Origin of the sequence: Undibacterium sp. Di24W, assembly GCF_049340325.1 — a bacterium.
Classification (GTDB): domain Bacteria; phylum Pseudomonadota; class Gammaproteobacteria; order Burkholderiales; family Burkholderiaceae_D; genus Undibacterium.
The window spans coordinates 26,691-51,582 of the sequence record NZ_JBMPOP010000006.1; the positions used below are offsets into that span (position 1 = coordinate 26,691).

The 24,892-nt window shown below is 47.3% G+C and carries 22 protein-coding genes; 15 read left to right on the plus strand and 7 right to left on the minus strand.

Annotated elements, in window-relative coordinates; translation table 11 throughout:
* The first annotated feature begins 29 nt into the window (after positions 1–29).
* The 5 genes from ACO0KZ_RS13660 (at position 30) to ACO0KZ_RS13680 (ending at position 4,480) form a co-directional block, all read left to right on the plus strand.
* Positions 30–419, plus strand: coding sequence for a YraN family protein (locus tag ACO0KZ_RS13660; protein WP_422996103.1), 390 nt, complete (start codon positions 30–32; stop codon positions 417–419).
* A gap of 91 nt (positions 420–510) precedes the next feature.
* A complete protein-coding gene (locus tag ACO0KZ_RS13665) occupies positions 511–1,107 on the plus strand; it encodes a phosphoheptose isomerase (RefSeq protein ID WP_422996105.1) in 597 nt (198 codons plus the stop codon).
* On the plus strand, positions 1,100–1,771 hold the full coding sequence (locus ACO0KZ_RS13670; protein ID WP_422996107.1) for a BON domain-containing protein: 672 nt from the start codon (positions 1,100–1,102) through the stop codon (positions 1,769–1,771). The genes ACO0KZ_RS13665 and ACO0KZ_RS13670 overlap by 8 nt, the downstream gene beginning before the upstream one ends.
* Before the next feature lie 87 nt (positions 1,772–1,858).
* Positions 1,859–2,446: a LemA family protein gene (locus ACO0KZ_RS13675; RefSeq protein ID WP_422996110.1), complete on the plus strand. Its 588-nt coding sequence runs from the start codon at positions 1,859–1,861 to the stop codon at positions 2,444–2,446.
* 45 nt (positions 2,447–2,491) lie between these two features.
* Positions 2,492–4,480 (plus strand): M48 family metallopeptidase, encoded by a 1,989-nt coding sequence (locus ACO0KZ_RS13680; protein WP_422996112.1) that lies wholly within the window; start codon positions 2,492–2,494, stop codon positions 4,478–4,480.
* Between the two features lie 29 nt (positions 4,481–4,509).
* Here the strand turns inward: ACO0KZ_RS13680 and ACO0KZ_RS13685 are convergent, their stop codons facing one another.
* From ACO0KZ_RS13685 to ACO0KZ_RS13700, 4 genes are all read right to left on the minus strand, one after another.
* On the minus strand, positions 4,510–4,935 hold the full coding sequence (locus tag ACO0KZ_RS13685) for a BLUF domain-containing protein (RefSeq protein WP_422996114.1): 426 nt from the start codon (positions 4,933–4,935) through the stop codon (positions 4,510–4,512).
* A gap of 169 nt (positions 4,936–5,104) precedes the next feature.
* Positions 5,105–5,809: a GTP cyclohydrolase I gene (gene folE / locus ACO0KZ_RS13690; protein ID WP_422996116.1), complete on the minus strand. Its 705-nt coding sequence runs from the start codon at positions 5,807–5,809 to the stop codon at positions 5,105–5,107.
* 181 nt (positions 5,810–5,990) lie between these two features.
* Entirely contained in the window at positions 5,991–6,197 is a 207-nt protein-coding gene (locus ACO0KZ_RS13695) for a zf-HC2 domain-containing protein (protein ID WP_422996118.1), read from the minus strand.
* A 16-nt stretch (positions 6,198–6,213) separates the two neighbouring features.
* The gene (locus ACO0KZ_RS13700; RefSeq protein ID WP_422996120.1) at positions 6,214–6,792 is read right to left on the minus strand and encodes a sigma-70 family RNA polymerase sigma factor; all 579 of its coding nucleotides are present in this window, start codon (positions 6,790–6,792) and stop codon (positions 6,214–6,216) included.
* A gap of 90 nt (positions 6,793–6,882) precedes the next feature.
* On the opposite strand from ACO0KZ_RS13700, the gene argB reads away from it, so the two are divergent.
* From argB to slmA, 4 genes are all read left to right on the plus strand, one after another.
* Positions 6,883–7,806: an acetylglutamate kinase gene (argB, locus tag ACO0KZ_RS13705; protein WP_186921250.1), complete on the plus strand. Its 924-nt coding sequence runs from the start codon at positions 6,883–6,885 to the stop codon at positions 7,804–7,806.
* A 414-nt stretch (positions 7,807–8,220) separates the two neighbouring features.
* Positions 8,221–8,391: a hypothetical protein gene (locus ACO0KZ_RS13710; protein WP_422996122.1), complete on the plus strand. Its 171-nt coding sequence runs from the start codon at positions 8,221–8,223 to the stop codon at positions 8,389–8,391.
* A 225-nt stretch (positions 8,392–8,616) separates the two neighbouring features.
* Positions 8,617–9,315 carry a pyrimidine 5'-nucleotidase gene (locus ACO0KZ_RS13715; protein ID WP_422996124.1) on the plus strand — a complete coding sequence of 233 codons (699 nt, stop codon included), beginning with the start codon at positions 8,617–8,619 and terminating at the stop codon, positions 9,313–9,315.
* Positions 9,316–9,338: 23 nt separating this feature from the next.
* Entirely contained in the window at positions 9,339–9,911 is a 573-nt protein-coding gene (gene slmA, locus ACO0KZ_RS13720) for a nucleoid occlusion factor SlmA (protein ID WP_315477396.1), read from the plus strand.
* Here the strand turns inward: slmA and ACO0KZ_RS13725 are convergent.
* The 3 genes from ACO0KZ_RS13725 to ettA are packed head-to-tail and all read right to left on the minus strand — an operon-like array spanning position 9,906 to position 12,664.
* Positions 9,906–10,496 carry an IMPACT family protein gene (locus ACO0KZ_RS13725; RefSeq protein WP_422996127.1) on the minus strand — a complete coding sequence of 197 codons (591 nt, stop codon included), beginning with the start codon at positions 10,494–10,496 and terminating at the stop codon, positions 9,906–9,908. The two genes, slmA and ACO0KZ_RS13725, sit on opposite strands and share 6 nt — an antisense overlap.
* 32 nt (positions 10,497–10,528) lie before the next feature.
* Positions 10,529–10,945 carry a flagellar basal body-associated FliL family protein gene (locus ACO0KZ_RS13730; protein ID WP_422996129.1) on the minus strand — a complete coding sequence of 139 codons (417 nt, stop codon included), beginning with the start codon at positions 10,943–10,945 and terminating at the stop codon, positions 10,529–10,531.
* A 51-nt stretch (positions 10,946–10,996) separates the two neighbouring features.
* A complete protein-coding gene (ettA, locus tag ACO0KZ_RS13735) occupies positions 10,997–12,664 on the minus strand; it encodes an energy-dependent translational throttle protein EttA (protein WP_422996131.1) in 1,668 nt (555 codons plus the stop codon).
* Positions 12,665–13,221: 557 nt separating this feature from the next.
* On the opposite strand from ettA, the gene ACO0KZ_RS13740 reads away from it, so the two are divergent.
* The 6 genes from ACO0KZ_RS13740 to icmF all read left to right on the plus strand — a co-directional run bounded on the left by ACO0KZ_RS13740 (position 13,222) and on the right by icmF (position 24,822).
* Positions 13,222–14,271 (plus strand): GGDEF domain-containing protein, encoded by a 1,050-nt coding sequence (locus ACO0KZ_RS13740; protein ID WP_422996133.1) that lies wholly within the window; start codon positions 13,222–13,224, stop codon positions 14,269–14,271.
* Between the two features lie 59 nt (positions 14,272–14,330).
* Positions 14,331–15,263: a LysR substrate-binding domain-containing protein gene (locus ACO0KZ_RS13745; RefSeq protein ID WP_422996135.1), complete on the plus strand. Its 933-nt coding sequence runs from the start codon at positions 14,331–14,333 to the stop codon at positions 15,261–15,263.
* On the plus strand, positions 15,263–16,348 hold the full coding sequence (locus ACO0KZ_RS13750) for a sensor histidine kinase (protein ID WP_422996137.1): 1,086 nt from the start codon (positions 15,263–15,265) through the stop codon (positions 16,346–16,348). Before ACO0KZ_RS13745 ends, ACO0KZ_RS13750 begins: the two co-directional genes overlap by 1 nt.
* Positions 16,345–17,070 (plus strand): LytR/AlgR family response regulator transcription factor, encoded by a 726-nt coding sequence (locus ACO0KZ_RS13755; RefSeq protein ID WP_422996139.1) that lies wholly within the window; start codon positions 16,345–16,347, stop codon positions 17,068–17,070. The genes ACO0KZ_RS13750 and ACO0KZ_RS13755 overlap by 4 nt, the downstream gene beginning before the upstream one ends.
* Before the next feature lie 559 nt (positions 17,071–17,629).
* Positions 17,630–21,226 (plus strand): indolepyruvate ferredoxin oxidoreductase family protein, encoded by a 3,597-nt coding sequence (locus tag ACO0KZ_RS13760; RefSeq protein WP_422996141.1) that lies wholly within the window; start codon positions 17,630–17,632, stop codon positions 21,224–21,226.
* A 305-nt stretch (positions 21,227–21,531) separates the two neighbouring features.
* On the plus strand, positions 21,532–24,822 hold the full coding sequence (gene icmF, locus ACO0KZ_RS13765; RefSeq protein WP_422996143.1) for a fused isobutyryl-CoA mutase/GTPase IcmF: 3,291 nt from the start codon (positions 21,532–21,534) through the stop codon (positions 24,820–24,822).
* Positions 24,823–24,892 lie beyond the last annotated feature (70 nt).

The window sequence follows — 24,892 nt, forward strand, 5'->3', positions numbered from 1 at the left end:
CCGCAGATATTTTATTGGGATTGTACGCTATGACCGAATCAAATTGGCTGACAAAGAATTTATCGAAACTGGGGCGGCCTCGTACCAGCAAGCAAGCGACCGGTGACGAGGGTGAGGATCAGGCGCTGCAATATCTGTTGGCCGAAGGTTTGCACTTGGTACAGCGCAATTTTCTTTGCAAGGGAGGGGAAATCGATTTGATAATGCGCGACCGTCAACATTTGGTCTTTGTCGAAGTACGTAAGCGTAGTAGTGCTCAATTTGGTGGCGCTCTGGCCAGTGTTACACCAAGCAAGCAAAAAAGGTTGATACATGCTGCCCAAGTCTATTTGCAATCTATAAAGCCCCAGCCAGCTTGCCGCTTTGACCTGGTTGCTATTGAGGCGGAGCAATTACTTTGGTTGAAAGATGTCATTTAGTTCATAAAGCCAGAGTGTGGTAGATAATAGAAAATATTACCTGTCTTCGGTTCGCGTACTTTCTCCTTGCTCAAGTTATAATCGCCGCACTATGAAAAATCCACGCATTCTTTCGCACTTTCAGGAAAGTGCAGAACTTAAAATGATTTCAGCCGAATTGCTTGCCGATCCCATCGAGCAAGCGATAGAACTGATGTTCACCGCCTTGTCGAATGGCAACAAGATTCTGGCTTGTGGCAATGGTGGTTCGGCTGCGGACTGTCAGCATTTTGCAGCCGAATTGGTTGGACGTTTTGAGCGTGAGCGATTACCGCTGCCCGCGCTGGCACTGACCACCGATACGTCCATCATGACGGCCATCGCCAATGACTATAGTTTTCAAGAGGTGTTTGCCAAGCAAGTGCAAGCCTTTGGTCAGGCTGGCGATATCTTGTTGGCGATCACGACCTCCGGAAATTCTGTGAGTGTATTGAATGCCGTCAATGCAGCCTTAGAGCGTGATATGCGTGTCATCGCTTTAACAGGCAAAGGCGGTGGTGAGATGCGCTCTTGCCTCACCGATGCCGATGTCCATATTTGTGTGCCACATGACCGCACGGCAAGAATTCAAGAAGTACATTTATTAACCATACACTGTATGTGTGACGGCATTGATGCCGCCTTGTTTGGAGGTGATACAGATGAATAAATCTGTTTGGAGTCCGTTGGTAAAACGTTTAATGCGCCCGCTCTTGGTGTTGAGTTTGTCTAGTGCTGCTCTAGTGAGCTTGCAAGGCTGCGTTGCAGTCGTCGTGGGTGGTGCCGTAATGGGCACTTTGGCTGCCACTGACAGACGCACACTCGGTGCGCAAACTGAAGACAAAGCCATTGTTTTGAAAGGTGAATCGGCTGTCAAACGTGCTTTGGGAGATGCGGCCCATGTGAATGTGAATAGCTTTAATCGCCGAGCTTTATTGACAGGCGAAGTGGCGGATGAAGCAGCAAAAGCGAGCGCCGAACGCGAACTCAAAGCTGTGCAAGGCGTAGTAGGTGTTCAAAATGAGATCGTCATTGCAGGCTTGTCGAATTTTTCTTCTCGTTCATCTGATGCCGTGATTACAACTAAAGTGAAAGCTTCATTCGTTGATACTAAAGGTTTATATGGTAGTGCGTTCAAGGTTGTGACAGAAGCCAGTACTGTGTTTTTGATGGGGCGTGTCACGCCCCGTGAAGGTGATCTGGCAGCTCGTGTGGCGGCAGGCGTGAATGGCGTCCGCAAGGTGGTCAAAGTGTTTGAATACATTACCGAAGATGAATTGAAATCTATGTTGGCGACACCAAGTAAAGTGGATCTGAACGAAGATAACAAGTAAGGAATTCTTCAGTTGAAATGAATAATTTGGGGTATTTATTTAGGGGCCACATCGAACGATGTAGCCCTATTTTTTAGGAGAAGCAAAATGGGATTCATTATTTTTTTAGTCGTGGTTGCTGCCCTCGTTTTTTGGGCGATCAGTACTTACAATAATTTAGTCAGCTTCCGTAATCGCTTTAAAAATGGCTTCGCGCAAATCGATGTGCAATTAAAACGCCGTTACGACTTGATCCCCAATTTGGTGGAAGTCGCAAAAGGCTATATGAAGCACGAACGTGAAACGCTGGAAGCAGTGATCGCGGCACGCAATCAAGCTGTGACCGCGAACGCACAGGTTGCAGTGGATCCAGCCAACGCCGCAGCAGTACATCAGTTGTCGAATGCCGAAGGTGCACTGGCATCGTCTTTGGGGAAAATGTTCGCCTTGTCGGAAGCTTATCCTGACCTCAAAGCCAACGAAAACATGCTGCAGTTGACGGAAGAGTTGACCAGCACAGAAAACAAAATCTCATTTGCGCGTCAAGCCTATAACGACAGCGTTATGCAATACAACACCGCCTGCGAACAATTTCCCGGCAATATTTTTGCGGGTATGTTCGGCTTTAAAACGGGCGAGTTATTGCAAGCGACCGAAGCGCCTGAAGAGCGTAAAGCCGTCAAGGTCTCGTTTTAAATCAGATGGACTTCGTACGTTGACCTCGCACGCTAACCAAGGCCTATGAATTTTTTCGAACATCAAGCCCAGGCGCATAAAGAGAGTAAGAAATTATTATTCTTATTTGCGCTGGCGGTTATCGCGATCGTTCTGGCAGTGAATTTTATGCTTGCGCTGCTTTGGATTTGGATGAAGGGGCAGCCACTAGCTAGTGTGCATCTATATCCGCGCTTCTTCTTTCTGACCAACACGGGCGTAGTCTTACTGTTTATCGGCGGCGGTACGCTGTTTGAAATGTCACGTTTGAAAGATGGTGGCGATGCGGTTGCGCGCATGGCGGGTGGACGTTTGGTCTCGCCAGACTCGCGTGAATTGCAAGAACGTCGCTTGCTCAATATTGTGGAAGAAATGGCGCTCGCATCGGGTATCGCGTGCCCTCGTGTGTACGTGATGGATGATGAAGACGCGATCAATGCTTTCGCAGCGGGCTATCATCAAAATGAAGCAGTTGTGGCGGTGACTCGCGGCACTTTGGCACGACTTAGTCGCGATGAATTACAAGGCGTGATCGCGCATGAATTTAGCCATATCTTGAATGGCGATATGCGTATGAACGTCAAGTTGATTGGTGTCCTGTTCGGGATACAAATGCTGGCGAGTTTTGGTCAAACTTTGCTCGACATTGGCGCACGCATGGGCGGCTCGCGCAGTCGCGATGAGAAGGGGCCGCCTTTACAGCTCATTTTTATTGTATTTGGTGTCGCCCTATTTGTGATCGGCTACATCGGTGTTTTCTTTGGCCGTTTGATTAAATCCGCAGTGTCCCGACAACGTGAATTCTTGGCTGATGCGAGCGCTGTGCAATTCACACGTAATCCCGATGGTATCGGTGGCGCACTGCGCAAGATTGGTGGGCTAACACGCGACAATAAATGTGGCTCACGAATTAATCACCACAACGCGGAGCAGTTATCACACATGTTTTTGGGAGCGGCGCGACCCAATTTATTGTCAGGATTATTTGCAACGCATCCGCCGATAGAAACACGTTTGCAAAGGCTGTATGGGCGTAAGGTCGGGTATTTGGATGCTAGTGAAATAGCAGAAGAAGTGGTCGCCGGTTCAGATGCTGTTGCTATGGGTTTTGCAGGTGGCAGCAACAGCACTAATTTCAATACAAGTCCAACGGGTTTGCCATCCCCATTGCAAATTTCACCGATTGGTTTTCATCCAGAATTTGGTTATCGTGCAGCCGCTGAGCCGGCCGAGAATTTACCAGTCGCGCCACTTGCCGTTCAAATTCCTGCTGAGATTGTGCAAGCAGCGCGTAATCCTGACGCTGCTTGTGCCTTGGTGTACGCCTTGCTACTTGACCGTAAAGATATCGCTGCGTATCAAACGCAAATTAGTATTTTGCGGCAATCGCTTGCCCAGCAGTGTGCATTGGCAACGCTCTTGCACGAAGCGGTAGAAACCATGTCGGCGAGTATGCGTCTACCTGTGCTCGATTTGGCGATGCCTGCATTAAAATTTTTGAATCCTGTACAGCGCCAACAATTATTAGGCATAGCAGCGCGACTGATCGCGGCCGACCAAATCGTGACACAAGCCGAATTTGTTTTGCAAACCGTTTTGCAGCGCAGGCTCAGCCCACATGCTGGGCGTGAAGTCGGCGTGAAATATAGTCATTTGGCGCAATTGAAGGCGGAAACAGGTTTGCTGGTATCGTTGATGGCGACTACAGAATTTACCGCAGAGAGTGCGCAGCAGGCGTATATGCGATCGGTAAATAGCATGCCGGACTTAGGTTTGACGGTAGCGCAGTTCGTTGCGCGTGAGGCTTTAGATTTCTTTGAGGTGAAACAGGCTTTGGATAAATTTCAGCAGCTCGCGCCCCTGGCAAAGCCGTTTGTTATCCGCTTGATGCTCAAAGCGGGCGCAGAGAAATTGAGTAGTGATGGTGCTGATTTATTGCGCTGCGTTTGCGCTGCACTTGATGCGCCAGTGCCTGAAGTCGTGAGTGCCAGTTATGCAGTCATACCGGCACCATGATACTTCCTTGATCAATCAAGTATGATCAGCTAAGCACGCCCCACAATAGCAGCAGTCGCCATTAACTCTTCTATCAAAGCGAGCGACATTTTGCCTGACATACGATGAGGATTTAGTTCAGGTAGCGCGGAATATTTCAACAAAATAGACGGATTGATTTTGCCGAGATTCGCTTGTCCCATAGTCCAGCCGGCATAGCGACGTTGGCTGATTTCTTCATAGTCCAATAAGATCACATCGGTATGGCGCGGGTCGCGCAAAATATGGCTATACAGGGCATTAATCGCTTCACGGCCACCTTCTAAAACTTGCATGAATACTTGATCGCTATGGCAGAGAATGCCAGTAATCCCATGCTGCGGATTATGATCGCGCGATTGTTGCATGATGTTTTGTACGGTATCACTCAGATTGCCATCGACGGCGCGACTGGCGTATAAAAGACGAACTAACATGTTGCTTTCCCTATCACAGTTGGTGTTCTTAGGACTTACGCAAAACAGACGCTAGCGTCGTTGTAGCCGCCTCGCCCCTGTCTTCGCAGTGGCAGGTCAAGCAATTGTACTGTCTTCGGCGACACTCCTAGCTAGCGCAATTTTGCGTAAGTCCTAGCTCTAACTCTCGTTACTTCTTAATCAGCGACAAAAATTCGCGGCGCAAATTGGGGTCTTTCAAGAACGAACCATGCATCACGCTATTGATCATTTTCGAATCCATATCTTTCACACCACGCCAATGCATACAAAAGTGGTCGGCTTCCATGACTACCGCTAAACCATCTGGCTGCATTTTTTCTTGCAAGGTGTCGGCGAGTTGCACTACGGCTTCTTCCTGAATTTGAGGACGACTCATAATCCAGTCAGCGATACGGGCGTATTTTGATAGGCCGATCAGGTTCGAATGTTCGTTCGGCATTACGCCTATCCAGACCTTACCAATGATAGGGCATAGATGATGTGAGCATGCCGAGCGTACGGTAATTGGACCGATAATCATCAATTCATTCAGATGCGACGCATTCGGAAACTCCGTCACTGGGGGCATCGGTAGATAGCGACCTTTGAAAATTTCGTTCAGATACATTTTGGCGACGCGCCGTCCAGTATCTAGAGTATTGTGGTCGCTGGCGGTGTCTATGACTAAGCTTTGTAACACCTCGCGCAGTTTGCCTTCAACTTCGGCTAACAATTGGTCGAGTTCCCCTGGCTCAATGAAATCAGCAATATTGTCGTTGGCGTGATAGCGTACTTTCGCCTTGACGATGCGTTCGCGTATGCGTTGTGAGACAGGGATAGTCGGTACAGCATGGAATTTGGAATCAGTTGGCATTGTTTGTCCAGTCGGCGCGAGCGCCAAAAAAGCAAAAACTCGAGCAAGAGGTCGTGCAAAAATTATGCAAAAAATGATGCGATAAGTTGTTATGGTAACTGAATCGGGGCGCTTGTGTTTTTTGTCAGTGTGCTTTTAACGGTTCAAGTAAATTTGACAACGTTAGTTCAGAGGTGAAAACTTAAGGCTTATCTTGATCCGATGACTTACCCTCTGCCATTTGCTTCATGGCCATTCTGATGGTGCGCATTTGTGTGCCAAAATTAGTGCAAGAACGGCACATACCCAGATGAATCTTCAATTGGGTGCGTTCTGCCAGACTTAGCTTTCTATCTAAGTCTTCTGAAAGTTTCTGATGCGCCTGCTTACAGGTATAGAAAAAAAGCATAAGTGCATTCGGTTATTTAAGAGGTTGTTTGGGCAAACCAGTTCAATTCCAGGCATTCGCGCAAACGCAAGCGTGCACGATAGAGTAGAACCCAGAGATTAGACGTACTGAGACCCAAATCCTTACAAATTTCTTCAGTTGATAATTCCAGCCATTCACGCATCATAAAAACACGGGCAGTTTGCGCCGGTAATTTCTCCAGACAGATTTCTAAAGTTTTGAAAAAGTCTTGCTGTTGCAGGCTTGCTTCTGGCGCACCCCAAGCACTAGCAGGCTCTATCGTGTGTCCGTTAGCATTAAATAAATGATCAACAATATCGTCATCCGATTGATCTTCGCCAGCAAAATCAGCGAATTGCGCTTCACGATTTCCCGCTCTCAGAAAATCGATAATTTTAAATTTCAAAATACCAATCACATAGGTGCGCAGGCTGGATTTGCCGCTGAAATTATCTGGTTTTTCCAGCACGGCTAATAAGGTTTCTTGCACTGCATCTTCCGCGTGCACCGCATTTCTCAGTTGCAGCAGGGCGAAGCGCTGCAAGGCTGGGCGCATGACTTCTAATTGTTGATGTAATTCCGCGATGTGGGACATGAATAAAAATACCTGATGGATTTTAACGAGCAGCGCTTTTGCCTGTAAAATTCAGGCTAAGACCTCGATACTTCATAGGATACCCCTAATATGAGCATTACGACAAACATCCCTCACGAAACATCTGACCGCTTAGCGGGAGTAGAACCAGAAATTAAAGCAGAAATTTTAGCAGAGGCTTTGCCGTATATTCGTAAATTCCACGGGAAAACCATTGTTGTAAAATACGGCGGCAACGCGATGACAGAAGAGCGCCTAAAACACGGCTTCGCCCGCGATGTCATTTTACTCAAATTAGTCGGCATGAACCCGGTCGTGGTTCACGGCGGCGGCCCTCAAATTGACAACGCTTTGAAAAAAGTCGGCAAGCAAGGTACTTTCGTTCAAGGTATGCGTATCACAGACGAAGAAACCATGGAAGTGGTCGAATGGGTCTTGGGCGGTGAAGTACAACAAGACATCGTCATGCTGATCAATCACTACGGCGGCCAAGCGGTCGGTTTAACCGGCAAAGACGGCGGCTTAATCCGCGCCCGAAAAATGAAAATGCCAGACCGCGAAAACCCAGGCGAATTTCTAGACATCGGTTTCGTTGGCGAAATCGACGCAATCAATCCAGCGGTCGTAAAAGCCCTGCAAGACGACGCTTTTATCCCAATTATTTCCCCTATCGGTTTCGGCGAAGACGGCCAAGCCTACAACATCAACGCCGACCTAGTAGCTGGCAAAATCGCCGAAATCCTAAAAGCCGAAAAGCTGATCATGATGACCAACATACCTGGCGTCTTAGACAAGCAAGGCAATTTGGTTACAGACTTATCCGCCAGAGAAATCGACGAAATGTTCGCAGACGGCACAATTTCAGGCGGCATGTTGCCAAAGATTTCTTCTGCTTTGGACGCAGCAAAATCGGGTGTGAACACGGTGCACATCATCGACGGCCGCATTCCGCATTCTCTGTTGTTAGAAATTCTGACCGAACAAGCTTTTGGTACGATGATTCGTTCCCACTAGCATAAATTTCATTCTGGGGCGCATTGCGTTGTTGCTTGTCCTCGCAATACTTTAGTATTGCTCCGGGAAGCGCCTAGCACTGCATCCCCATAATGAAATTTCTGGCTAGTGGTCTATCCCGTTAGGCAAAGACTATTTTTCTAAATCCGAGTTAAATTTCAATGATCGTTGGCCCCTTTCAAATCGCAGAGAAGTTTCATATCACCGATAGAGGAACCGTCGTTGTAGTTTCGCAGATAACGAATCTTCCAGTTGGCAAATTGCTCAAAGCAAGAATCGCCAGTCCAAATGGTACTCACTTAATCGCAGATGCACATAAAGAATGGTTGTTGCAACGGTCTTCTCAGCCTCTAGAAAATGAAGCTTATTTGCTTCGTGGAATCGAGAAGGAGCAAATCATCGACGGGAGCTCAATTGAGATTACTGCAATTTAATGGGTTGCTCGACACGAGCAGGCAACAATATGCCGCATTGATGCTATTGATGCCCGTCGAGGAGATTGAACGTTGTATCGGCGATTTTATCGCATGTGACACTGCCAATTGTGCAGGACAGAAAATCGAAAAAGAAAGCCTTGCTGTCTGAGCCGAAGGCGAGTTTCAAGGCTTTCCCATTTTTTGTTCTGCACAATTGGGAACACGAAGTGCAGTGGCACCTGCGCCGCCTTCTTTTGCTTACTTTTCTTGGCGAAGCAAGAAAAGTGAGTGGCTGTCGGGCCACCCCCGACCACAGGACGATCAGATTAGAAAAGTCAGTAATTTGATTTACGATTATTAAGTGACTTCGACAACGTAGCTAAGTAAGTCAAATATGAATCTAAAACAAACCATCTGGCTATTCGACCTAGACAACACCCTACACAACGCTAGCGCAGCAGTCTTCCCCAGCATAGCCAACAACATGACCCGCTATATGACCCAAGTCTTAGCAGAGTCCAACCATCCATCCGACCCAGAAACAGTCAACCAACTAAGAATCAGCTACCTAAAACGTTACGGTGCCACGCTAAAAGGCATGGTCATTCACCACGGCGTAAATGAAAAAGACTTCCTGCATGAAGCGCATAAATTCGATTACCTACCAGACTTGCTCAGAAGAGAACGAGGTTTGTCGAAAATACTCGCTCGACTACCAGGCAAAAAAATTCTATTCACCAATGCCCCGCGAGAGTATTCACAACAAGCTATCCGACACTTCAATTTACACAGACATTTTGTCGCGCATATCTCAATAGAAAACATGCGCGTCCATGGCAAATCCCATCCTAAACCCAGTAAGCCTTACTTGCGCAAGCTTTTAGCTCAACACGGATGGCAAGCAAGTCAATGTATCTTGGTAGAAGATAGTGTAGCAAATATCATCGCGGCCAAACAAATTGGCATCCGTACTGTAATGGTCACAGGGCATGGTCAACACGTGCAACAGAAAAGTATTTCTGCCAGCGCTGATATCACAGTAAAATCTGTATTCGAATTGCCGCGACGTTTACGTCAGTTGCACATCTCTTAGTCGTCACCCAATACTTTCAAGCCATGTCTATCACGAAACCCGGCGAGCGTAAGCTCCAGATATTACAAGCCTTAGCGGGTATGTTGGAAAACCCTAAAGGCGAGAAAATCACTACTGCAGCCTTGGCTGCAAAGATTGATGTGTCAGAAGCGACTTTGTATCGACACTTCGCCAGCAAGGCACAGATGTTTGAAGGCCTGATTGAGTTTATTGAAAGTTCGGTATTTGGCTTGATTAATCAAATTAGCCTACAACACAAAGGTGGCATAGAGCAAGCGCACAGTATTAGTCTGATGCTACTCAGTTTTGCAGAGCGTAATCCTGGGATGACACGGGTGTTGATTGGCGATGCGTTGATGAATGAAGATGAACGATTGCAAGCACGCATGAATCAATTCATGGATAGAGTTGAGTTAGCCTACAAACAGGCCTTACGCCAGGCTGGCATGCAAGGTCAGGTGGCGGAGGCTGAAATTGCTATGCGCGCCAATTTATTGACCAACTTTGTCCTTGGTCGTTGGCAGCGATTTGCTAAAACTGGATTCAAGGCTAGTCCAACCGAACTGGCCAGTGCACAATTGGCCTTGCTCTTATAAATCTGCCGTCAGACGTTCTAGCTTGCCGCGGGTCAAATTGAATGCGTCCCGATAAAAAGGCTCAAGCTCGGTCGCCTTAAGTTTAATCTTTAGCCTTACTCTTTCGCCATACTCAAGCTCCAGAATGTTGGCGAGATAGCTCTCACACAATCGACGTAAAGGGGCTTCGTCGGCAAATTCAAAAACTAACTGAATTTCGCTTAAGACCTCAATAGCAATTAACTCTGCATTTTTAAATGCATCTGATATGGCCTGACCATAAGCTCGTGTTAAACCTCCAGCGCCTAATTTTGTACCACCCCAGTATCTAATCACGACGGCCAGCACATTAAAGAGTTCTTTATGAACTAAGACGTTGTACATAGGTTTGGCCGCAGTGCCGGAGGGTTCGCCGTCGTCGTCTAGACCAGAATCGCCTTCGCAGAGTAGCGCCCAGCAAACGTGGACTGCATTCGGATGTTGGGCGCGGATTTGATTTAGCAATGCTTTCGCTTCACTGCGCGAATAAACTGGATAAAGTTGTCCAAGAAAACGACTCTTTTTTATTTCTATCTCGGCATGGACTGCCGATTTAAGTTGATGCATAAGCTATGCTTTATCAGCGAATTCGAGCGCGATTATTGAATGACAAAGGTTTCAAAAAAAACGTCGTTGACACCGTGATCGCTTTTAGCTTCGAGAACTTGATTGATCTTTGTTTTTAATTCATCAATCAACACTTTTTTACCTTCAGTGCTTTGTAACTCCGCAGAATCTTTGCTACTTAGCGTCATGATCACAACGTGACGCACCATAGGCATATACACTTTGATTTTGTCGGCAACTTCGCCGGCCGCAAGCTGCAAAGTAACGGCAGTTTGTAAATACCGATCAAAGCTGGCGAGATTGACCACGAACGGCTCCAGACGTGCGGTCGGCGTACCAGAGCCGGCCGACGCGCTAGCTTTTTCATTTGCGTGTGCCATGCCTGCGCTGAACGCCAAGCTCAGGAGCGCGCTGAATACGAATACGAAAGTAGATAAAGTCTTGCGCATGACGAACTCCTGAGTTTGATGGTACTGGATTGAGAGTAAAAAATTAAACAGTTAAACGGTTAAAGGTTTGTAGCGAATACGCTTTGGTTTAGCACCTTCCTCACCCAAACGTTTTTTCTTATCGGCTTCATATTCCTGATAGTTACCGTCGAAGAAACTTACTTGTGAATCGCCTTCAAAAGCTAGAATATGCGTCGCAATGCGATCCAAGAACCAGCGATCATGCGAGATTACCATGACGCTGCCTGCGAATTCCAACAAGGCATCTTCCAATGCGCGCAAAGTTTCTACGTCCAAATCATTTGATGGTTCATCGAGCAGTAAGACATTGCCGCCTTGTAGTAAAGTTTTTGCCAGATGCAAACGACCGCGTTCACCACCCGATAAATTGCCGACGATTTTTTGTTGATCGCCGCCTTTAAAATTGAAGCGACCAAGGTAAGCGCGTGAAGGCATTTCGAAACGACCGACTGTCAAAATGTCTGCACCGTTCGCGACATCTTCAAACACGGTTTTGGTATTGCCGAGATCTTCGCGTGATTGATCGACCAGTGAGATTTTTGCAGTTTGACCGAGTGCCACTTCGCCACTATCGGGTTGTTCTATGCCTTTGATCATTTTGAACAAGGTGGACTTACCCGCGCCGTTCGGTCCGATGATACCGACGATTGCGCCTGGCGGAATCTTGAAGCTGAGATTGTCAATTAAGAGGCGATCGCCAAATGATTTACTGACGTTTTTGAATTCGATCACTTCATTACCTAAACGCTCTGCCACGGGAATGAAAATTTCCTGGGTTTCATTGCGTTTCTGGTATTCGTGCTCACTCATTTCATTGAAGCGTGCCAGACGTGCTTTGCTCTTCGCTTGACGTGCCTTAGGATTTTGGCGTGACCATTCCAATTCTTTTTGCAAGGCGCGTTGACGTGCAGATTCAGTGGCTTCTTCTTGCTTCAAGCGGGCTTGTTTTTGATCTAGCCAAGACGAGTAATTACCTTTCCATGGAATACCAGCACCGCGATCCAGTTCCAAAATCCATTCGGCAGCATTGTCCAAGAAATAGCGATCATGCGTAATCGCGACGACGGTACCAGGGAAACGCAATAAGAATTGCTCAAGCCAATCGACTGATTCCGCATCCAAATGGTTGGTTGGTTCGTCAAGCAAAAGCATATCTGGCTTCGACAAAAGCAAACGGCAAAGAGCAACACGGCGTTTTTCACCACCGGACAAGACTGCTATCTTTGCATCCCAAGGAGGTAAGCGCAAAGCGTCGGCGGCCATTTCTAATTGCAGCTCGACGTTGTCACCGGCAGAGGTGGAGATGATCGCTTCTAAGCGGGCTTGTTCATTTGCCAGTGCGTCAAAGTCAGCGTTCTCTTCGGCATATGCTGCATACACTAATTCGAGTTTCGCCTTGGCTTCAAATACCTCACCAAGTGCGCCTTCAACCGCTTCGCGCACCGTTTGTTCTGGATCAAGTTGTGGTTCTTGCGGTAAATATCCGATGTTTAAATTCGGCATAGGCACGGCTTCACCCTGAATATCTTTATCGATACCCGCCATGATTTTCAATAAGGAAGACTTACCTGAACCATTTAGACCCAATACGCCAATCTTGGCACCAGGGAAAAAGGAGAGGGAGATATCTTTCAAAATTTGACGCTTAGGTGGGACGATCTTGCCGACCCGGTTCATGGTGTAGACGTAATTTGCCATTATTGGGATTCTTTTAGAGGGAAAATGCGAAGTCGTTAGGATACCTCATGCGCTTGGCAACAGGCAGCCAGATTTGGAAAAAAGCTGAGAAAAAAGCTGAGAAGAAGCTTGAGAGATTAGATTGCAATTCACTTTGGCACAGCGGTTGTTAAGATCATTGATGATTCGCTTTCATTCGATTATTGATAAGTCTAGCTAGTTTTCACACGAAATTTCCACAAAATATAGTTAAAAATTTATGTCTGAGTGGTGGTGCAACAATCTGCAAAAATTGAGGCGTGTCAATAGCGTAAAGCCTTGCTATCGATCAGCAGTTAAAGTTAAGATGATTATATGAAATAAAGAGATAGTTAATTTTAAAGCAAATTAATGGTATAGTTCGTAATTGTATTTTTATTAAAGCTAAGCCCTTGCCCCGGATTTATGCATGTTGGCGTGTTGATAATTGCGTTGATTTCTTGTTGCCAAAATGATGGTGTGAGCAGTGTGAAATGAGAATTTTCAGCTGTATTTTTATAGTAATCTGTTCATAGAAAGCAGTTCCTTAGATCGTCTTTATGGAATCAATAATTAAACATTTGATGGAAATTACTGGTCATCGTGACCATGATTTGCTCAATATCTCCGTAATTTCAGCGCTCAGCGAACTTACGAATGCTTCGCGTGCCAGAGTTTTAGATATGGTTCATGTCGGCGGGCGTGCTTTCGTTAAAGCACAGATTACGATTGCTGAAGGAAAATTAGAGGCTAGTGAAGAGCATCTAGAACACTTAATTCCTGAAATACCAATTGAGCAGCTTCCAAAATTAGTCGCAGGCTTGGCGCAGCACAGTAGTGTCATTGAAGATATTGATGACAAGGGCAACCGAACTATCTGGCTGCCAATTTGGATGAATGACAAAGTCAACGTTTGCCTTGAGATTTATAATCCAGCTGCCTATACCGAAAACACCAAAGAAGTCATGAGTGGTATTTTGGTCGTGTACCGCAATTTTCAAAATTTATTGGATTACAGCGAGCGCGATTCACTCACAGGATTGCTTAATCGTAAAACTTTCGATGATAACTTTTCAAAGATCATACGAACTGGTCTGCAAAAGCAGTTGCACGACAATGCTACCCAAGTCGAAGTCGAACGGCGTGATAGTAACAGCGAAAAACAACATTGGCTGGCGGTTTTGGATATCGATCATTTTAAACGGGTCAATGACCAATTTGGACATTTGTACGGTGATGAAGTTTTGATCTTGGTCGCCAATTTGATGAGATCCTCATTCCGACCTAGCGATAAGTTATTCCGTTTTGGTGGCGAAGAATTCGTTATTTTATTGCGTTCGACTAACAAAGAAGATGCGCATATGATTTTTGAGCGCTTCCGTGAGAACGTCGCGCGTTATCCTTTCCCTCAAGTCGGAACAGTCACTATTAGTATTGGGTTTGCCCACATCGATCCTTTCGAGCCTGCGGTAGGTACTATAGGACGCGCAGATCAGGCGCTGTATTATGCAAAAAGTAATGGGCGCAATCGGGTCTGTCAATACGAAGATCTGGTACAGTCAGGTGCACTGCATATAGAGCATTCGCAAGACAGCGTAGAATTTTTCTAAACGCTCCCGCATCCTAAAGTGCTGACATAGAAATTTCTCAAGACGCACTGTGACTACCTATGGAATTACGTCAACTACGCTACTTCGTCGCCATCGTTGATCATGGGTCACTCTCCCGTGCGGCGCGGGTTCTGCATATCGTACAGCCGGCATTGACCCAACAAATTCAACAGCTTGAAGAGGAACTGGGAACCAGTCTCTTGCATCGTTCCGCCCAAGGCATGCAAGCGACCGATGCCGGTCGAATATTCTATGAACATGCCTTAGCGATTCTGAAGCAAGTGGCAGATGCCAAATCGGCTGTCAATCAAACCACCGACAAACCTAGTGGCACAGTCGCACTAGGCATTCCACAAAGCGCATCTGGCGCTTTAGCATTCCCGTTGTTGACCGCAGTTAGAGCTGCTTTTCCCGATATCGTATTTCAACTCACAGAAGAATTGACCGGCAATTTGACGGAACAGTTGGCATCGGGGCGCTTGAATTTGGCGGTCTTGTTTGATGATGGACAATTGGGTAAATTCACCACCAAACCCTTGGTGGAAGAAGAGATGATGTACATCACCCGTACCGATTCTCAATTTGCTTGCAAACGTAAATCCATCACGCTTAAAAAAGCGTTACAAGTTCCCTTGATTCTGCCCAGTATACAGCACGGCGTGCGACCAAGAATCGAACAAGTTGTGCGTGACCATGGATTAAGAACCGAACACGTGATCGACATTACTTCGATTGCGATTTTAAAATCTGCCCTTCTTGCCGATATGGGAGCGACTATTTTACCGATGTCACCATTGCTTGCCGAAATCGAGCGAGGTGAAATGCGCGCCAGCCCAATTAACGACGTCACGCTATCGCGCAAAGTGGTATTGTGTTCGTCGAAGAATATTCCCTTAACCAATGCTGCGATGGCAGTGGAAAAATTGGTGCTTGATCTTAGCCGTGATCTCAGCCTCAGCGGCAAATGGCGGGGCACTAAAAATTTAGTTTAATGAAAACTTCAGACCAGCTAAGTGTAGACAAAAAAAGTGCGTTCGGGGGCACGGTTCTATTTTGGGCATTGATGGTGGCAGTTGCAGTTCAAGATTACCAGCGTGCTGGCGGGAAACATCTTTGGGAGCCAGTGCTTTGGGAAAGCTCTTCTGCCTTGGTTGGCACGATTATTTTTTATCTTCAATGGCCACTGCTAACTAACAAATCTTTGCTGCAAACACCACGCCGCTGGTTTTTTCGTCTGCTAACCTATCTTCCTCTCGTTTGTATTAGTTTTGTTTGCGTCACTTTTTCTATACGCCATGGCTTGTACGCGTTGATAGGCGACACCTATTCGCATGACCCTTGGTTAGAAGTGATTGTTTACGAATCGATCAAGTTATCAATATTTTTCGGCTTATTCTATGTCGTAGTTTTTGGTGTGCAATCGTATATGTTCTTGGTAGAAGAGAAAGCGAACGCAGAACGCGCTACGCGACTTTTGCAGCAGGCACATATACAAAGATTGAGCCAACAAATTCAACCACATTTTTTATTCAATGCGTTAAATACGATTTCTTCATTGATGTACTCTGATCTAAAGGCGGCCGACACGGCAATCACGCGCCTGGCTGAACTATTACGCCATACTTTAGATTTGGGTGAGCAAACAGAAACTACTTTCGCGCGCGAGTTAGAATTGCTGCGTGCCTTTGCCGAATTGATGCAATTACGTTTTGTCGATAGAGTCAGCATAGAGTGGCAAATTGACCCACGCAGTTTGACATGCAAAGTACCAACGATGTGTTTGCAGGTGCTGTTAGAAAATACATTTAAACACACAGTAGAAAAACGTTCGGCGAAGACACATATTGTTATACGAACTAGCTCGAATGAAAATATTCTCAGTTTGATTGTTGAAGACAATATGGGGAACCTGGGGCAGAATCCGTCTGGTATCGGTTTGAACAATCTGCGTCAACGACTTACTGTGATGTATGGTGGGCATGCCAGTTTTCAGATCACGCAAAGCCTTCCTGCTGGCGTACGATCTGAAATTCGTATTGCGCTTCAAGACAGCGCTAATTCGGCGTTGATCGCATGACGCACGACCTACGTATTTTGATTGTGGATGATGAGCGTCCAGCGCGTGATAAATTACGCCGCCTGATCACCGAACATGCAAAAGTCGAACACATTGCAGAAGCAAGAGACGGCCTAGAAGCCTTAAAGCTTTTGGCGCAAGCATCATTCGATGTCGTTTTTTTAGATATGCACATGCCAGAAATGAACGGGCTGAGCGTGGCGCAACAATTATCTGAACCTGCGCCGCTCATCGTATTTGTCACGGCATACGATCAATTTGCCTTGCAAGCTTTTGATGCGAACGCGATCGATTATTTGCTTAAGCCTTACGATGAGGAGCGCTTCTTACGCGCCTTATACAAGATTAACAAGTCTTTGGCTGCTCAAAACGCGAAAGCAAACACTTTGAGTGAAGCCGCACCTATGATTATTCAAGAGCGAGGGCGTGTGATAGTGCTGCCTGTTCCAGATATTCATTGGGTGGAAGCAGCGGATAATTATGTTTTGCTGCACGCGTCTGAAAATTCCCATATGTTGCGTCAAACATTGCTCATGACCTTGCAACGCTTGGGCCATGCATATGCTCGCTGTCATCGGAGTTACTTGGTTCGCCGCGATCAGATTGTCGGTTTTGAAAATCGCTTTGGCGGTAAAGGCGATGGCGATTTTAAATTGCGAAGTGGTGCGCTTGTCCCTTGCAGTCGTCAATATCGTGAACAGATATTGCTAAGTTTAGGATAGTGGTACCTAATATTTGTTAAATCATACATAGCGCCTGTGCTGGGTGTTTAAATGGACTCTTTTTCTAAAGAATTATTTCTTCTCATGACGTATCATTTTTTCCTATAGCCCTATTTTTATTCCGTATTTTTCAAACGAACACGTTCGCACTACACTGTGAACACAGCAGATTTCAAAGGAAGTCGAGAAAGCGCTGCAGCGAATGGGAGTGGTCTCCATCCCAGAATTTCGAAAGCTTTCTTTGATGTCTCCGATTCAGATTTGCCTGATACCAAGTTGAAACTAAGTAGAAGTATTAAAACCTGATTCTCAATCGCCAGTCGCTCGAGTCGCGGCGCGGATAATTAGGTTTTAAGAAACTTTTTCCAAAAAAACGCCGGAATTGCCGGGCTTTTTCTTGGGTATCAGGCCTGAATTGAATTAAAATGGCTGCCATCTCAGCCGATGCAACTAGAACTTATGGCGATTACCTTCCCATAAGCTCAGAACAGACTTGTGTCTTACCGGACGCAGCCCAAGTTCTTTGCACACAAAAATCACAAATTTTTTGGAGCTCTACATGTCATCCGACACAGCAATGAAATCTGCTGGTCTGGTGGAAGCGTCTTCGCTTTCGTCCGCCTCAGCATCTGAAACAAATTCAGCAACATCCTCCGTCGTCACCAATTCAGCGCCGCATTTGGCTCCCGTCACGCTCGACGACAAATACACATCCAACACTGGCACGATTTTCCTATCAGGCATTCAGGCATTAGTGCGCTTGCCGATGATACAAAGACAGCGTGATCTCGCCGCTGGCCTGAATACGGCTGGTTTCATCTCAGGATATCGCGGTTCACCGCTCGGAGGTTTGGATGAAACTTTGTGGAAAACCAAAAAACTCTTAGAACAACATCATGTGAAGTTCGTGCCAGGCGTGAATGAAGACCTCGCCGCCACTGCGGTATGGGGCACGCAAACCGTCGACCTGATCGGCCCCGCTAAATACGATGGCGTGTTCGGTTTGTGGTACGGTAAAGGCCCAGGCGTAGATCGCAGTGCCGACGTCTTCAAACACATGAACCATGCTGGTACCTCGAAACACGGTGGCGTGATCTTGGTGGCGGGTGATGACCATGGTGCATACTCATCGACGCTGCCACATCAGTCAGACCACATCTTTTCCGCCTGCATGATTCCTATGCTGTATCCAGCCAATGTGCAGGAATACTTAGACTTGGGTTTGCATGCCTGGGCGATGTCGCGCTTCTCTGGTTGTGCGGTGGGCTTCAAAGCCTTGGCAGATACCGTTGAATCGACTTCCTCTGTCGATGCCGATCCATTCCGATTGAAAATCACGATCCCAGAAGATTTCGTGATGCCAGAAGGTGGTCTCAATACTCGCCTGTCGCTCGATACGCTGGGCATACAAGCGCGGAAGCAAGAAGCCTTGATGCAAGACTATAAAATCTATGCAGCCTTGGCCTATGCGCGTGCGAATAAACTTAATCATGTGACGATTGATAGCCCACATGCCAAGCTCGGTATTGTCGCTTCAGGCAAGTCTTATCTCGACGTCTTAGAAGCGTTTGAGAATCTCGGCATCGACGAACAAATGGCGGGCGATATCGGTATCCGTTTGTACAAAGTATCGATGCCTTGGCCATTGGAACCGGATGGCGTACGTGAATTTGCGCAAGGCTTGGATGAGATCTTGGTGGTCGAAGAAAAACGTCAAATGGTCGAGTACCAACTCAAAGAGCAACTCTACAACTGGCGCGACGATGTGCGTCCACGTGTGATCGGTAAGTTCGACGAAAAAGGTGAATGGGTTGCACCACGCGGCGAATGGCTGTTGACGTCGAAAGCTGATTTCTCCGTCTCGCAAATCGCACGCGTGATCTCCGCGCGTATCGCACGCTTCCACACTAGCGATTTGATCAAAGCACGTTTGGCTTTCCTCGAAGCCAAAGACGAAGTGTTGAATAAACAGGTCAACACGCCTGCACGTCCTGCTTACTATTGCTCAGGTTGCCCACATAATACGTCGACTAAAGTGCCGGAAGGTAGTTTGGCTTTAGCGGGTATCGGATGCCACGTGATGGCGACAGCGATTTATCCTGAGTTCAATAAATTGACTACCCACATGGGCGGCGAAGGCGCGCCATGGATAGGTCAATCGGCCTTCTCGACTTTGCCACACGTGTTCCAAAATCTCGGTGACGGTACTTACTTCCATTCGGGCTATTTGGCAATCCGCGCAGCAGTAGCCGCGAAGGTGAATATCACCTACAAGATTTTGTATAACGATGCAGTCGCGATGACAGGCGGTCAGCCTGTCGACGGCACGATTAGTGTGCAAATGATGGCGCAACAAATGGCAGCTGAAGGCGTGAAACGTATCGCCTTGGTGACCGAAGATTTAACACGTTACACAGATCGTAGCGGCTTACCCGCGATCATCACTTTGCACGACCGCAAAGACATGGATGCGGTACAACGTGAGCTGCGTGAAATCGAAGGTGCGAGTGTTTTAATTTACGATCAAACCTGCGCAGCCGAAAAACGTCGCCGTCGTAAAAAAGGTCAATTCCCTGACCCTAACCAGCGCATGTTTATCAACGAAGCGGTGTGCGAAGGTTGTGGTGATTGCGGCGTGCAATCGAACTGCACTTCCATCATGCCAGTGGAGACAGAATTTGGTCGCAAGCGTGCGATCGATCAGTCTTCCTGCAACAAAGATTATTCCTGCGTCAAAGGATTCTGCCCAAGTTTCGTCACGGTAGAAGGCGGCAAGTTAGTGAAGTCAAAAACGGGCGTAGCGAAAACAGATGATTTCGGCGATTTGCCTCTGCCAGTTCTGCCTAGTTGCGATACTTCCTACAATATTTTGTTGAATGGTATCGGTGGCACTGGTGTGATTACAGTGGGTGCTTTGCTCGGCATGGCAGCGCATCTCGAAGGCAAGGTTGCTTCGGTATTGGATATGACAGGCATGTCGCAGAAGAACGGTTCGGTGACATCGCATATTCGTATCGTCGAAAAGGTCAGTAAGCTACGCGCGCAACGTATTCCAACAGGTGAAGCTGATTTGATTTTGGGCTGCGATATTTTGACGGCAGGCCAACATGATGCGATCTCCAAAATGCGCGCAGGTCGTACACGTGCTGTGATCAATACGCATGAGCAACCGACTGGGCCATTCGCCAAAAATCCGGATTGGCAATTTCCATTAGAGTCGACTGAACGTTTGATCTCTGATTCGGTTGGCGGTAATGTCGATTTCGTCAACGCGACGAAACTCGCGACTGCTTTGATGGGCGATTCCATAGCCACCAATTTGTTCATCCTAGGTTTTGCCTTCCAAAAAGGCGCGATTCCTTTATCTGAGGCAGCATTGTTGCGCGCCATTGAATTGAACGGCGTGGCGATCGACGCTAATAAAAAAGCCTTCTTGTGGGGTCGTAGAGCCGCAGTCGATCTGGCGCGCGTAGAAAAAATCGCGATCCCAGGTCAACCTGTCGTAATCCAGATGCCGCAAAGCTTAGACAGCATCATCAAACGTCGCGTCGCTTTTCTGACCGAATACCAAGATGCCGCTTACGCTGCACAATACGAAGAACTCGTTAGCGAAGTGCGCGCAGCCGAAGAAAAAATCGGCGGGATTAAGTTAGCGACGGCCGTAGCAAAGTACGCCTACAAATTGATGGCTTACAAAGACGAATACGAAGTCGCTCGTTTGTACACCAACGGCGAATTCACTGAAAAATTGAAACAACAATTTGAAGGTGATTTCTCAATCAAATTCAATTTGGCACCACCTTTGTTTTCCAAAAAAGATGGTCAAGGCCATTTGATCAAAGCGCAATATGGCTCATGGATGTGGCAAGCGTTTAAGTTACTTGCGAAACTGAAGGGTTTGCGTGGCACGAAGTTGGACGTCTTTGGTTACACCGAAGAACGTCAAAAAGAACGCGCTTTGATTACTGATTATCGCGATACGATCTTGTCCTTGCTGACTAAACTCAACACTGATAATGTCGATCAAATCGTTGCGATTGCTAGTTTGCCAGAGAAAATCCGTGGCTTTGGTCATGTGAAGGAAAAGGCAATGCAAGCTTATCGTGTTGAAAAAGCGGCATTGATGAACGCGCCTAGTAAACAGCAAGCAGCTTGATTTTCCAGTCCCCTCTCCCGCAAGCGGGAGAGGGCTAGGGTGAGGGTGGTTCAGGACTTGTAGAGTTGAAGTAGATAAGTTAGTGGTTGCTACAGTCTTCCATTCCTTTTATCTGCATCTGAACGTCCGTCAAAGCATGCTTTTACTCCCTAACCCTTCTCCCGCTCGCGGGAGAAGGGAGTTAAAACCAACACAAAACCACAATTAATAAGTGACGTGAACGTAAACGTAAATCGAAACGTCATATAATCGAAACCATCGAAAAAAGACGCCCAAACCATGCCACAAGCATCTAAGGAATAAAAATGACTGATCTATCCATCGCCGAGAAGTTAACCGAATACAAACCTACCAACAAAGTCCGCTTCGTGACTGCAGCATCCCTGTTCGACGGCCACGACGCCTCGATCAATATCATGCGTCGCATCTTGATGGCAAATGGTGCAGAAGTGATCCACTTGGGACATAACCGTTCAGTAGAAGAAATCGTCACCGCGGCATTGCAAGAAGACGCACAAGGTATCGCGATTTCCAGCTATCAAGGTGGGCACGTCGAGTATTTCAAATACATGATCGACCTGCTCAAGCAACGTGGCGGTGAACATATCAAAGTATTCGGTGGCGGTGGCGGTGTGATCGTGCCAGAAGAAATCGCGGATTTGCATGCTTATGGCGTGACACGCATTTTCAGTCCGGAAGATGGTCAACGCATGGGCTTGGTCGGTATGATTTTATCCATGATCAAAGCATGCGACATCGATCTTTCACCATTCGCTCCAGCAAGCTTAGATGTGTTGCAACAAGGTGAACTTGCCGATAAACATCGTCCTCTCGCACAACTGATTACCGCATTAGAAAACGATAAAGTGGACGCAGCTTTGCGCGCGACCATTATCGAATCAGCTAAGGCAATCAAGACACCCACCTTCGGTATCACAGGCACTGGCGGTGCAGGTAAATCTTCCTTAACTGATGAATTGATTCGTCGCATTCGCCTAGATCAAGATGATGAGTTGAATATCGCTTTGATTTCCATCGACCCATCACGTCGTAAATCCGGCGGCGCTTTGCTCGGTGACCGTATTCGTATGAATGCGATCAACCCATGGAAAGGCAAAGTCAAAGTTTTCATGCGTTCTTTGGCAACACGTGAAGCGGGTTCTGAAATTTCTCAGGCTTTGCCAGACGTCATCGCTGCTTGCAAAGTGACAGGTTTTGATTTGGTCATTGTCGAAACTTCCGGTATCGGCCAAGGCGATGCAGCGATTGTGCCGCATGTGGATTTGTCCATGTACGTGATGACGCCAGAATTCGGTGCAGCGTCTCAATTAGAAAAAATCGACATGCTCGATTTCGCGGATTTTGTTGCGATTAATAAGTTCGATCGCAAAGGTGCACAAGACGCGCAACGCGATGTGGCGAAACAATACCAACGCAATCGCGAAATGTGGACCAAAAAGCCAGACGAAATGCCAGTGTACGGCACGCAAGCTTCGCGTTTTAATGATGATGGCGTGACCGCTTTGTATCAAGGCATCTTGCCTGAATTGGTTGCGCGTGGTTTGAAAGCGAAACCAAGCAAACTCGCGCCAGTAAGCAGTAAAACTTCCAGCGCGCAAAACGTCATCGTGCCACCAGCCCGTAGTCGCTACTTGGCAGAAATCGCAGATAGCGTCCGTGCTTATCACAAGCATACTTACAAACAAGTTGGCATCGCACGTGAACGTCAACAGCTGCAAGCAACTAAGCAGATGTTGACCGTCGCTGGTAAAACCGCAGACTCATTTGATAGCATAAATGACTTAATTACAGAACGCGACAACAACCTCACCGCAGAATCCAAAAAACTCGTCACCATGTGGCCTGACATGCAGAAGGCGTATGCAGGTGATGAATACGTAGTAAAAATTCGCGACAAAGAAATTCGCACGCAACTCATCAGCAGCACTTTGTCAGGCACAAAGATCCGTAAAGTCGCATTGCCACGCTTTGAAGACCACGGCGAAATCTTGCGCTGGTTGATGTTAGAAAGCGTCCCAGGTTCTTTCCCATTCACGGCAGGTGTGTTTGCCTTCAAGCGTGAAGGTGAAGACCCAACGCGTATGTTCGCTGGTGAAGGTGATCCATACCGCACGAATCGCCGCTTCAAACTCGTTTCCCAAGGCATGGATGCGAAGCGTCTCTCGACCGCGTTTGACTCCGTCACTTTGTACGGCGCAGACCCAGCGATCCGTCCAGACATCTACGGCAAAATTGGTAACTCTGGAGTCTCCGTCGCAACCTTGGAAGACATGAAAGTCTTGTACGATGGTTTCGATCTCTGCGATCCAGCGACCTCAGTCTCGATGACGATTAACGGCCCAGCGCCAACGATCTTGGCCTTCTTCATGAACACCGCGATTGATCAGCAAATGGATAAATTCCGTGCTGATAATAAGCGCGAGCCGACCGCCGACGAAGCAGCAAAAATCCGCGCATGGGTCTTGATGAATGTGCGTGGTACCGTGCAAGCCGATATTCTGAAAGAAGATCAAGGTCAAAATACCTGCATCTTCTCGACTGAGTTCTCACTCAAAGTCATGGGCGATATTCAAGAGTATTTCGTCCATCACCAAGTGCGTAATTTCTACTCTGTGTCGATCTCTGGCTACCATATTGCTGAAGCGGGTGCGAACCCAATTTCTCAATTGGCATTCACTTTGTCGAACGGTTTCACTTTCGTTGAAGCCTACCTCGCACGCGGTATGCACATCGATGATTTTGCCGCGAACCTGTCCTTCTTCTTCAGTAACGGCATGGACCCAGAGTACACGGTCTTGGGTCGCGTTGCACGTCGCATTTGGGCAGTGTCCATGCGCGATAAATACGGCGCTAACGATCGCAGCCAGAAGCTGAAATACCATATCCAAACTTCAGGCCGTAGCTTGCACGCGCAAGAAATCGACTTCAACGATATCCGCACCACGCTACAAGCCTTGATCGCGATCTACGACAACTGTAATAGCTTGCACACCAATGCGTACGACGAAGCGATCACCACACCAACCGACGAATCCGTACGTCGTGCTCTCGCAATTCAGTTGATCATCAACCGCGAATGGGGCTTAGCAAAAAACGAAAATCCTATCCAAGGTAGCTTCATCATCGAAGAATTGACTGACTTGGTCGAAGAAGCGGTGATGCAAGAATTCGAGCGCATAGCAGAACGCGGCGGTGTCTTGGGCGCGATGGAAACCGGCTACCAACGCGGCAAGATCCAAGAAGAATCCATGCACTACGAACACCTGAAACACGACGGCACTTTACCTATCATCGGCGTCAATACCTTCCGCAACCCGAAAGGAGGCGAAGCACCACAGAAGATAGAATTAGCGCGCTCCACCGACGAAGAGAAGCAATCGCAGTTAACGCGCTTGGCCGACTTCCATACACGCCATGCGGACGTCGCACCACAAGCACTCGCAGCATTGCAGCAAGCGGCGATTAACAACGAAAACGTGTTTGCGAAGTTGATGGAGGCGGCGCGGGTTTGTTCTTTGGGGCAGATTACGACTGCGTTGTTTGAAGTGGGTGGGCAGTACCGTAGGAATATGTAGTTTTTGGCACACCAATAAATCCAATTGGCGGGCGCATTACTGCGTTGCACTTACTCGCAATATCGACATA